At 61.3% G+C, this 12190-nt stretch carries 8 protein-coding genes; 7 read left to right on the top strand and 1 reads right to left on the bottom strand.

The annotated features are described in order from the left end of the window. The first annotated feature begins 140 nt into the window (after positions 1 to 140). From AC2444_RS18435 to AC2444_RS18465, 7 genes are all read left to right on the top strand, one after another. Positions 141 to 2603 (top strand): glycogen/starch/alpha-glucan phosphorylase, encoded by a 2463-nt coding sequence (locus AC2444_RS18435; RefSeq protein ID WP_012758980.1) that lies wholly within the window; start codon positions 141 to 143, stop codon positions 2601 to 2603. Further along, complete coding sequence (glgB, locus tag AC2444_RS18440; RefSeq protein WP_012758981.1) at positions 2600 to 4807, top strand: 1,4-alpha-glucan branching protein GlgB; 2208 nt, start codon at positions 2600 to 2602, stop codon at positions 4805 to 4807. The genes AC2444_RS18435 and glgB overlap by 4 nt, the downstream gene beginning before the upstream one ends. Positions 4808 to 4826: 19 nt before the next feature. Continuing rightward, complete coding sequence (glgC, locus tag AC2444_RS18445; protein ID WP_012758982.1) at positions 4827 to 6089, top strand: glucose-1-phosphate adenylyltransferase; 1263 nt, start codon at positions 4827 to 4829, stop codon at positions 6087 to 6089. 3 nt (positions 6090 to 6092) lie between these two features. Beyond that, positions 6093 to 7535 (top strand): glycogen synthase GlgA, encoded by a 1443-nt coding sequence (gene glgA, locus AC2444_RS18450; RefSeq protein ID WP_012758983.1) that lies wholly within the window; start codon positions 6093 to 6095, stop codon positions 7533 to 7535. A gap of 6 nt (positions 7536 to 7541) precedes the next feature. Then, the gene (locus AC2444_RS18455; RefSeq protein ID WP_003552790.1) at positions 7542 to 9173 is read left to right on the top strand and encodes an alpha-D-glucose phosphate-specific phosphoglucomutase; all 1632 of its coding nucleotides are present in this window, start codon (positions 7542 to 7544) and stop codon (positions 9171 to 9173) included. A gap of 12 nt (positions 9174 to 9185) precedes the next feature. Then, a complete protein-coding gene (gene glgX, locus AC2444_RS18460) occupies positions 9186 to 11162 on the top strand; it encodes a glycogen debranching protein GlgX (protein WP_012758984.1) in 1977 nt (658 codons plus the stop codon). 90 nt (positions 11163 to 11252) lie between these two features. Beyond that, entirely contained in the window at positions 11253 to 11741 is a 489-nt protein-coding gene (locus AC2444_RS18465; protein WP_012758985.1) for a MaoC family dehydratase, read from the top strand. Between the two features lie 14 nt (positions 11742 to 11755). Here the strand turns inward: AC2444_RS18465 and AC2444_RS18470 are convergent, their stop codons facing one another. Beyond that, the gene (locus AC2444_RS18470; RefSeq protein WP_012758986.1) at positions 11756 to 12154 is read right to left on the bottom strand and encodes a VOC family protein; all 399 of its coding nucleotides are present in this window, start codon (positions 12152 to 12154) and stop codon (positions 11756 to 11758) included. Between the last annotated feature and the right edge of the window lie 36 nt (positions 12155 to 12190).

Consider the following 12190-nt stretch of genomic DNA (forward strand, 5'->3'; position numbering starts at 1 on the left):
TTTCGCAAATTTTTCGTTTGTCCAAATCCTTTGTTGCAAGTGCTTAGTAACGATGCATAAACTGTCGGCTGCGCAAGCGACAAATTGATTGAATCAGGCATAACATCCTGAAACAAAATTAAAATTGGCGAGACCTGACGATGAACACTGTTTCCAAGCCGATCATCCCCTCCCCCGCCCCTCGCAGTTCAAGGCCGGAAATTCTCGCTGAAGAAATTATCGAACGTCTGACCTACCGCATCGGCAAGGATGCCAAGGTGGCAAAGCCGCATGACTGGCTGACCGCGACGATCCTGGTGGTGCGCGACCGCATCATCGACAGGTGGATGGCTTCCACCCGCGAGGTTTATGCGACCGGCGCTAAGCGCGTCTATTATCTTTCTCTCGAATTCCTGATCGGCCGGCTGATGCGCGACGCCGTTTCGAACCTCGGCCTGATGGAGGAGGTGCGCGATGCACTCGCCTCGCTCGGCGTCGACGTCAACGTCATCGCCGGCCTGGAGCCGGACGCCGCACTCGGTAACGGCGGCCTCGGCCGTCTGGCTGCCTGTTTCATGGAGAGCATGGCAACGGTCGACGTCCCGGCCTACGGCTACGGCATCCGCTATGTCCACGGCCTCTTCCGCCAGCAGTTGGCCGACGGCTGGCAGGTGGAACTGCCGGAAAACTGGCTCGCCCACGGCAATCCTTGGGAATTCGAACGCCGCGAAAGCGCCTATGAAATCGGCTTCGGCGGCGCCGTCGAATTCATCACCACCCATGACGACCAGCCGCGCTACGTCTGGAAACCGGCCGAGCGCGTCATCGCCGCCGCCTTCGACACGCCGGCCGTCGGCTGGCGCGGCAAGCGCGTCAACACGCTGCGCCTCTGGTCGGCGCAACCGATCGATCCGATCCTGCTCGATGCCTTCAACGCCGGCGACCACATCGGCGCTCTGCGCGAAAGCAACAAGGCCGAAAGCCTGACCCGGGTTCTCTATCCTGCCGACGCCACCCCGGCCGGCCAGGAACTGCGTCTGCGCCAGGAATTCTTCTTCTCGTCGGCCTCGCTGCAGGACATCCTGCGCCGCCATCTGCAGCAATACGACGATTTCACCTCGCTGCCGGACAAGGTGGCGATCCAGCTGAACGACACTCACCCCGCCGTCTCGGTCGCCGAACTCGTGCGTCTACTCTGTGACGTACACGGGATGGATTTCGACCAGGCCTGGGAAATTACCCGCCAAACCTTCTCCTACACCAACCACACGCTTCTGCCCGAAGCGTTGGAAAGCTGGGCGGTGCCACTGTTCGAGCGTCTGCTGCCGCGCCACATGCAGATCATCTATGCGATCAATGCCAAGATCCTGATCGACGCCCGCAAGGGCAAGAACTTCTCCGATGGGGAAATCCGCTCGATCTCGCTGATCGATGAAAGCGGCGACCGCCGCGTGCGCATGGGCAACCTCGCTTTCGTCGGCTCGCATTCGATCAACGGCGTTTCGGCCCTGCACACCGACCTGATGAAGGTCACGGTCTTCGCCGACCTGCACAAGCTCTATCCTAACCGCATCAACAACAAGACCAACGGCATCACGCCGCGCCGCTGGCTGCAGCAGTGCAATCCCGGTCTCACCGGCCTGATCCGCGAGGCCATCGGCGACGAATTCCTCGATGATGCCGAAAAGCTGCGTGCGCTCGACGTGCATTCTTCCGATCCGGCTTTCCAGCAGAAGTTTGCAGCGGTAAAGCGCGCCAACAAGGTGGCACTCTCCAACCTCGTCGCCAGCCGCATGGGCGTGAAGCTCGATCCGTCGGCGATGTTCGACATCCAGATCAAGCGCATCCATGAATACAAGCGCCAGCTGCTTAATATCATCGAGGCCGTCGCGCTCTACGACCAGATCCGCTCGCATCCCGAGCTCGACTGGGTGCCGCGCGTGAAACTCTTCGCCGGCAAGGCGGCGCCGAGTTATTACAATGCCAAGCTCATCATCAAGCTGATCAACGACGTCTCCCGCACGATCAACAACGACCCGTCGGTGCGCGGCCTGCTGAAGATCGTCTTCGTCCCGAACTACAATGTCTCGCTTGCCGAAGTCATGGTTCCGGCCGCCGACCTCTCGGAGCAGATCTCGACCGCCGGCATGGAAGCATCCGGCACCGGCAACATGAAATTCGGCCTCAATGGCGCGCTGACGATCGGCACGCTCGATGGCGCCAATGTCGAGATGCGCGACAATGTTGGCGAGGACAACATCGTCATCTTCGGTCTCAAGGCCGACGAGGTGTCGAAAGTCCGCAGCGATGGCCACAATCCGCGCGCCATCATCGAGGGATCGCGCGAACTCGCCCAGGCGCTTGCCGCCATCGGCTCCGGCGTCTTCTCGCCCGATGACCGCAATCGCTATACATCGCTGATCGATGGCATCTATTCGCACGATTGGTTCATGGTCGCAGCCGATTTCGACGCCTACGCCCAGGCCCAGCGCGAGGTCGACCAGATCTGGACCAACCAGTCCGCCTGGTACACCAAGACGATCAACAATACGGCGCGGATGGGCTGGTTCTCTTCCGACCGTACCATCAGGCAATATGCAGACGAAATCTGGAGAGCCGGATGAAAACGCCGAAGACCGTCCCTGAAGTAAAGCTTTCCTGGGAAATTTCGGCAGATGAAATCACGGCAATCCTTGCCGGCTCGCATTCCAATCCGTTTGCCGTCCTCGGTTTGCACCAGGCCGGCGACACCTTCGTCGCCCGGTGCTTCATCCAGGGCGCCGAAGAGGTGACCGCCATGACGCTCGATGGCGGCGTCATCGGCGAACTGAAGCAGCTCCATGCCGACGGCGTCTTTGCCGGCCCGGTTTCCCTCACAAAGCTCCAGCCGGTGCGTTACCGCGCCCGGCGCGGCGATGCCGAATGGGCAGTCACCGATCCCTACAGCTTCGGTCCGGTGCTCGGACCGATGGACGATTATTTCGCCCGCCAGGGTTCGCATCTGCGCCTGTTCGACAAGATGGGCGCCCACCTCATCAAGCACGACGGCGCCCAGGGCATCCATTTTGCCGTCTGGGCGCCGAACGCACAGCGCGTCTCCGTCGTCGGTGATTTCAACAATTGGGACGGCCGCCGCCACGTGATGCGCTTCCGTGCCGACAGCGGCATCTGGGAAATCTTTGCCCCTGACGTACCGATCGGCGTTGCCTACAAGTTCGAGATCCGCGGCCAGGACGGCGTATTGCTGCCGCTAAAGGCAGATCCCTTTGCGCGGCGCAGCGAGCTCCGACCGAAGACCGCCTCGATCACCGCCGCCGAGCTGGAGCAGGAGTGGGAAGACGAGGCCCATCTGAAGCACTGGCGCGAGACCGACAAGCGCCGCCAGCCGATCTCGATCTACGAGGTGCATGCCGCCTCCTGGCAACGCCGGCAGGACGGCACGATGCTGTCCTGGGACGAGCTCGCCTCCAGCCTCATCCCCTATTGCGCCGACATGGGCTTCACCCATATCGAATTCCTGCCGATCACCGAGTATCCCTACGACCCCTCTTGGGGTTACCAGACGACCGGCCTCTATGCGCCGACCGCTCGTTTCGGCGAGCCGGAGGGTTTTGCCCGTTTCGTCAACGGCTGCCACAAGGTCGGCATCGGCGTCATCCTCGACTGGGTGCCGGCGCATTTTCCGACCGACGAACACGGTCTCGGCTGGTTCGACGGCACGGCGCTCTACGAGCACGAAGATCCGCGCAAGGGCTTCCACCCGGACTGGAGCACGGCGATCTACAATTTCGGCCGCACCGAGGTCGTTTCCTATCTCGTTAACAACGCGCTCTACTGGGCCGAAAAATTCCACCTCGACGGTCTGCGTGTCGATGCCGTCGCTTCGATGCTCTACCTCGATTATTCGCGCAAGCACGGCGAGTGGATCCCGAACGAATATGGCGGCAACGAGAACCTCGAAGCGGTCCGTTTTCTGCAGGATCTCAACATCCGCATCTATGGCAAAAATTCCAACGTCATGACCATCGCCGAGGAATCGACCTCCTGGCCGAAAGTCTCGCAGCCCGTGCATGAAGGCGGCCTCGGTTTTGGCTTCAAGTGGAACATGGGCTTCATGCACGACACGCTGAGCTACATGAGCCGCGATCCTATCTATCGCGGCCACCATCACAACGAACTCACCTTCGGCCTGCTCTACGCCTATTCGGAAAATTTCGTCCTGCCGCTCTCGCATGACGAGGTTGTCCATGGAAAAGGCTCGCTGATCGCCAAGATGCCGGGCGACGACTGGCAGAAATTCGCCAATCTGCGTGCCTACTACGCCTATATGTGGGGCTATCCCGGCAAGAAGCTGCTGTTCATGGGCCAGGAATTCGCCCAGTGGAGCGAGTGGAGCGAAGAGAAGGCACTCGACTGGAACCTGCTTCAGTATCGCATGCACGAGGGCATCCGGCGCCTGGTGCGTGACCTCAATTTCACCTATCGCAGCAAGCCGGCGCTGCATGAGCGTGACTGCGAGGGCGAAGGTTTCGAATGGCTGGTCGCCGACGACCACCAGAATTCCGTCTTTGCCTGGCTGCGCAAGGCGCCGGGCCAGAAGCCGGTCGCCGTCATCACCAATTTCACCCCTGTCTATCGCGAGAATTACTCGATCCGCCTGCCGTCCGCAGGTCGCTGGCGGGAAATCCTGAACACCGATGCCGACATCTACGGCGGCAGCGGCAAGGGCAATGGCGGGCGCGTGCAGGCCGTCGATGCCGGCGGCAACATCACCTGCTCGATTACCTTGCCGCCCTTGGCGACAATCATGCTTGAACCTGAAAATTAGTGACTGGTGGGAGGAGAAAATGGTAGAAAAGCGCGTTCAGCCACTTGCCCGCGATGCAATGGCTTATGTTCTGGCGGGCGGTAGAGGAAGCCGTCTCAAGGAACTCACCGACCGGCGTGCCAAGCCGGCCGTCTATTTCGGCGGCAAGGCCCGCATCATCGATTTCGCCCTGTCGAATGCCCTGAATTCCGGCATTCGCCGTATCGGCGTTGCCACGCAATACAAGGCGCATTCGCTGATCCGCCACATGCAACGCGGCTGGAACTTCTTCCGCCCCGAGCGCAACGAAAGCTTCGATATCCTGCCGGCCAGCCAGCGCGTCTCCGAGACGCAATGGTATGAAGGCACGGCCGATGCCGTCTATCAGAACATCGACATCATCCAGGATTACGGCGTCGAATACATGGTCATTCTTGCCGGCGACCACGTCTATAAGATGGACTATGAATGGATGCTGCAGCAGCACGTCGATTCCGGCGCCGACGTCACCATCGGCTGCTTGGAAGTGCCGCGCATGGAAGCGGTCGGCTTCGGCGTCATGCATGTCAACGAGAAGGACGAGATCATCGCCTTCGTCGAGAAACCGGCCGATCCGCCGCCCATTCCCGACAAGCCGGATTTCGCCCTCGCCTCGATGGGCATCTACGTCTTCCACACCAAGTTCCTGCTCGATGCGCTGCGCCGCGACGCCGCCGATCCGACCTCGAGCCGCGACTTCGGCAAGGACATCATCCCCTATATCGTCAAGAACGGTAAGGCGGTCGCCCACCGCTTCGCCAAGTCCTGCGTCCGTTCGGATTTCGAGCACGAGCCCTACTGGCGCGACGTCGGCACGATCGACGCCTATTGGCAGGCCAATATCGACCTGACAGCGATCGTTCCGGAGCTCGATATCTACGACAAGTCCTGGCCGATCTGGACCTATGCCGAGATTACCCCGCCGGCGAAATTCGTCCATGACGACGAGGATCGCCGCGGCTCGGCCACCTCCTCAGTTGTGTCAGGCGATTGCATCATTTCAGGCGCCATGCTCAACAACAGCCTGCTCTTCACGGGCGTCAGGGCCAACTCCTTCTCCAAGTTGGAAGGAGCGGTCGTCCTGCCGAACGTGAAGGTCGGACGGCGCGCGCAGCTCAAGAATGTGGTGATCGACCATGGTGTCGTCATTCCGGAAGGTCTGGTCGTCGGCGAGGATCCCGAGCTCGATGCCAAGCGCTTCCGGCGGACGGAAAGCGGCATCTGCCTGATCACGCAACCGATGATCGACAAGCTGGATATCTGACTTATGAAAGTTCTTTCGGTTTCGTCCGAAGTCTTCCCTTTGATCAAGACAGGGGGTCTGGCCGATGTGTCCGGCGCCCTGCCGATTGCTCTGAAAGCCTTCGGGGTCGAGACCAAGACCCTTCTACCCGGCTATCCCGCCGTCATGAAGGTCATTCGCGACGCGGTCGTCAGGCTCGAATTCCCCGACCTGCTCGGTGAACGGGCGACCGTACTCGAGGTCCAGCACGAGGGCCTCGATCTGCTCATCCTCGATGCCCCGGCCTATTACGACAGGCCGGGCGGACCCTATCTCGATCCGCTCGGCAAGGACTATCCCGACAACTGGCGTCGTTTTGCCGCCCTGTCGCTCGCCGCCTCCGAGATCGCCGCCGGTCTGCTGCCCGGCTGGAAGCCGGATCTCGTCCACACTCACGACTGGCAGGCGGCGCTGACGTCCGTCTATATGCGTTATTATCCGACGCCGGAACTGCCGAGCGTTCTGACCATCCACAACATCGCCTTCCAGGGCCAGTTCGGTTCCGAGATCTTTGCCGGCCTGCGCCTGCCTGCCCATGCCTTCGCCACCGAAAGCATCGAATATTACGGCACTATCGGCTTTCTCAAGGGCGGCCTTAAGACCGCCCATGCGATCACGACAGTCAGCCCGACCTATGCCGATGAGATTCTGACGTCGGAATTCGGCATGGGGCTCGAGGGCGTCATCGCCAGCCGCATCGACGATCTGCACGGCATCGTCAACGGCATCGACACCGATATCTGGAACCCGGCGACCGATCCTGTCGTCCACACCCACTACGGCTCGACGACGCTGAAGAACCGCGAGGAGAACCGTCGCTCGATCGCCGAATTCTTCCACCTCGACAATGACGACGCCCCGATCTTCTGCGTCATCAGCCGTCTCACCTGGCAGAAGGGCATGGATGTCGTCGCCAACATCGCCGATGAGATCGTCGCCATGGGCGGCAAGCTCGTCGTGCTCGGCTCCGGCGAAGCCGCCCTTGAAGGCGCTCTGCTCGCCTCCGCCAGCCGCCATCCCGGCCGCATCGGCGTTTCGATCGGCTACAACGAGCCGATGTCGCACCTGATGCAGGCCGGCTGCGATGCGATCGTCATCCCCTCGCGCTTCGAACCCTGCGGCCTGACCCAGCTTTACGGCCTGCGTTACGGCTGCGTGCCGATCGTGGCCCGCACCGGCGGGTTGAATGACACCGTGATCGACGCCAATCACGCCGCACTTGCAGCGAAAGTCGCAACCGGCATACAATTTGCCCCCGTGACAGAAACAGGCATGCTACAGGCAATCCGCCGTGCGATGCATTTTTATCAGGACCGAAAACTCTGGACCCAATTGCAAAAGCAGGGCATGAAATCGGATGTCTCCTGGGAGAAGAGCGCCGAACGCTACGCTGCCCTCTATTCAAGCCTCGTCTCGAAAGGCATGTGACCTAAAATGATCAAGTCCGTCTCCACCACGCCCTATCTGGACCAGAAACCCGGCACGTCGGGCCTGCGCAAGAAGGTTCCGGTCTTCCAGCAGCCGAACTATGCAGAGAACTTCATCCAGTCGATCTTCGATTCGCTGGAAGGCTATCAGGGCAAGTGCCTCGTCATCGGCGGCGACGGACGCTACTACAATCGCGAGGTCATCCAGAAGGCGGTCAAGATGGCCGCGGCCAATGGCTTCGGCAAGGTCATGGTCGGCAAGGGCGGCATCCTGTCGACGCCGGCCGCTTCCCACATCATCCGCAAATACAAGGCTTTCGGTGGCATCATCCTCTCCGCAAGCCACAACCCCGGCGGCCCGACCGAAGACTTCGGCATCAAATACAACATCAACAATGGCGGCCCGGCGCCGGAAAAGATCACCGACGCTATCTATGCGCGCTCCAAGACGATCGACAGCTACAAGATCGCCGATTTCGCCGACGTCAATCTCGACCGCATCGGCAAGGACGAGCTTCCCGGCGGCACGATCCTCTCGGTTATCGATCCGGTCGAGGACTATGCCGCGCTGATGGAAGAGCTGTTCGATTTCGGCGCCATCCGCAATCTGATCAGCCTCGGCTTCCGCATTGCCTTCGATGGGATGAGCGCCGTCACTGGCCCCTATGCCAAGGAAATCTTCGAAAATCGTCTCGGCGCTCCCTCGGGCTCGGTGCGCAACTTCATGCCGCTGCCGGATTTCGGCGGCCATCATCCGGACCCGAACCCGGTGCACTGCAAGGAACTCTTCGATGAAATGATGGGCGATGACGCGCCCGATTTCGGCGCAGCTTCCGACGGCGACGGCGACCGCAATCTGATCATCGGCCGCGGCATCTTCGTCACGCCGTCCGACAGCCTGGCGATCCTTGCCGCCAACGCCAATCTCGCCCCCGGCTATTCCGGCGGGCTCGCCGGCATCGCCCGCTCGATGCCGACATCGGGTGCTGCCGACCGCGTCGCCGAAAAGCGCGGCATCGGCATGTACGAAACGCCGACCGGCTGGAAGTTCTTCGGCAACCTACTCGACGCCGGCATGGCGACGATCTGTGGTGAGGAAAGCTCCGGCACCGGCTCCAGCCACGTCCGCGAAAAGGATGGCCTCTGGGCCGTGCTGCTGTGGCTGAACATTCTTGCAGTGCGCGGCGAGAGCGTCGCCGATATCGTCACCCAGCATTGGCAGACCTACGGCCGCAACTATTATTCGCGCCATGATTATGAAGGCCTCGACACCGATGCGGCGAACGGCTTGGTGGACAATCTGCGCAGCCAGCTTCCCACCCTGCCCGGCAAGAGCTTCGGCAACCTGAAGGTCGAGAAGGCCGACGACTTCGCCTATCACGATCCGATCGACAAATCGGTGAGCGAGCATCAAGGCATCCGCGTGCTCTTCGAAGGCGGCTCCCGCGTCGTCTTCCGCCTGTCCGGCACCGGCACGTCTGGCGCAACCTTGCGCGTCTATATCGAGCGCTACGAGCCGGATTCGACTCGTCACAACATCGAAACGCAAGAAGCGCTCGCCGATCTGATCGCCGCCGCCGAAAGCATAGCCAGCATTCGTGAACGCACGGGACGCGATGCGCCAACCGTGATCACCTGATCCGGGGGGAACATGCGGGGGAACAGTTCGGCGCAAGCCGGCGCGATCGTCTTCGAGACCGGCGTCGAATTTGCCGTATGGTCGCATCATGCCGCACAGATCGAACTCTGCCTCTTCGAGGATGACGGCAACAGGGAATTCGCGCGCCTGCCGATGGCGCGCGACAGCAACCACATCCATCGACTGTTTGTCGACGGATTGAAGGCGGGCGCGCGCTACGGCTATCGCGCCGACGGTATTTATGCGCCCGATAACGGCCTCTGGTTCGATCCCTCCAAACTGCTGATCGATCCCTACGCCAAGGAGATCGATAGGCCGTTCCGCTACGATCCCCGCCTCGGCATCTATGGCGAGGACAGCCAGGATCTGATGCCGAAGGCGATTGTCACCACCGATACCCGAGCCGCGATCAGCAAGCCGCTCTTCAAACCGGGCGGCTTTATCTATGAGGTGGCGGTACGGCCCTTCACCATTCTCCATCCCGACGTGCCGGAGGCTGAGCGCGGCACGGTCGCAGCGCTTGCCCATCCCTCCGTCGTCGCACATCTGAAGCGGATCGGTGTCGATGCCGTCGAACTGATGCCGATCACCGCCTGGATCGACGAACGCCACCTTCCGCCGCTCGGCCTCACCAACGGCTGGGGCTACAATCCCGTCGCCTTCATGGCGCTCGACCCGCGGCTCGTGCCTGGCGGCATGACCGAGTTGCGCCAGACGGTCGCGGCCCTCCATGCCGAAGGCATCGCCGTCATCCTCGACCTCGTCTTCAACCATACCGGCGAGAGCGACCGTTACGGCGCGACGCTGTCGCTGCGCGGCCTCGACAACCTGCATTATTATCGCCACGCCCAGAATTGCCCGGGCGAACTCGTCAACGACACAGGCACCGGCAACACGCTCGCCTGCGATCATCCTGAGGTTCGCCGCCTCGTCATCGACAGCCTACGCCATTTCGTGCTCAACGCCGGCGTCGACGGTTTTCGCTTCGATCTCGCCCCGGTACTCGGCCGCACCGCGACGGGCTTCGAACGCGACGGAACACTGGCCTCGATCCTCTCCGACGATGTGCTTGCCGACCGGATCATGATCGCCGAACCCTGGGATATCGGCCCGGGCGGTTACCAGCTCGGCAATTTCCCGCCGCCCTTCCTTGAATGGAACGACCGGGTTCGCGATGATCTGCGCTGCTACTGGCGCGGCGACGATTGGAAGACCGGCGCGCTGGCAACCGCACTTGCCGGCTCCTCCGACATCTTCTCCCGCAACGACGGCAACGAGACGCGCAGCGTCAATTTTCTCGCCGCCCATGACGGCTTCACGCTGATCGATCTCGTCTCCTATGCCGCAAAGCACAACGACGCCAACGGCGAACACAATCGCGACGGCCATAACGAGAATCATTCCTGGAACAACGGCGTCGAGGGGGAAACCGTCTATCCGACGATCCGCAAGCGTCGCCGGGACGATGTGATGGCGCTGATCTCAACGCTTTTTGCCACCCGCGGCAGCATCATGCTGACGGCGGGCGACGAGGGCGGCCGCAGCCAGCACGGCAACAACAACGCCTATTGCCAGGACAACGAGATCACCTGGCTGGACTGGAAGGCGTTGGACGAGGGTCTCATCGCCCATACCGCCTTCGTTGCAGGGTTACGTCGCCGTTTCACCGTTTTCTCCGAAACGGGCTTCCTGGCGGGAAATGGCGATGTCGAATGGATTTCGCTTTCCGGCGAACCGATGAGCGTTGCCGAATGGGAGACGCCGTCGCTCTCCACCCTCGGCATGCTGTTATCGACCGGTGACCGCTCCTCTCGCGGCAGGCAGACCAGGCTTGGTGTGCTTTTCAATCGCTCGGGGAGCCGCCAATTTTTCACGCTGCCTTCTCAGAGCGAACCGGGCTGGCGCCAGTTGACCCCGGATGGAGCGAAGAAAACCGGTGGCCGTGCAACCGTCGAGCCACGCTCGATTGCCTTTTTCGTAGAAAATTGACCGCCTCCCGTCCCGCACGCAAATCCTTGTCGCAATCGTCACAAATGCACGATAAGGCTTTGCCGCGGCGGCTTATTTCACGAGGAATTCATGGTCACGGAAATTTCACTCTCCGACGTGCGGGGATTGATCGGCATGGAAACGGGCCTTTCGGATTGGGTCACCGTCGACCAGACGATGATCGACGCCTTCGCGTCGGCGACTGACGACCATCAGTTCATCCACGTTGATCCCGCACGCGCGGCGGCCGAAAGCCCCTTCGGCGGCACCATCGCCCATGGCTTCCTGACCCTGTCTCTGCTGTCGACGATGAACTACAACTGCCTGCCGAAAGTGCGCGAGCAGACTCTTGGCATCAATTACGGCTTCGATCGCGTCCGCTTCATGACGCCGGTGAAAAGCGGCGCCCGCGTTCGCGGTCGCTTCCTGCTTTCCGAAGCCCGCTTCCGCGGCGCCGGCATGCTGATGACCACCTATGACGTTACGATCGAGATCGAAAACGAGAAGAAGCCGGCACTGACGGCAAAATGGATCACCATCATCCAATTCGACCCGAAGGACCGTCCCGCGGACATCTGAGCAAAATCGCTTTGTTATTCGGCCGAATTGAACACGGCTTCGAGAGCATGTCCGTCGGGATCCATGACGAACGCCGCATAATAGTGCTCACCGTAATGAGACCGCAGGCCGGGACGGCCATTGTCGCTGCCGCCATGCGCGATTGCCGCCGCATAAAACTGATCGACTGCCTGGCGGTTCGGCGCGGCAAACGCCAGATGAAAACCCGGGCCGGGCGCACGCTGGCCGTCCGGGCGATGCTTGATCGCCAGCTTGTCCCCGCCGCCGGGAAGGCCGTAGCCGATTGCCTCCCCTGTTTGCCCTGGCCTGATATCGTCCCAGACCCTGATATAGCCGAGCGCGGCAAGGGCGGCATCGTAAAATGCCGCCGACCGCTCGATATCGGAAACACCGAGGGAGACATGGTGCAGCATTCGCTTACCCCTTGAATGAGCGCACGCCCGCGATTT

The sequence above is a fragment of the Rhizobium sp. WSM1328 genome (assembly GCF_057653715.1).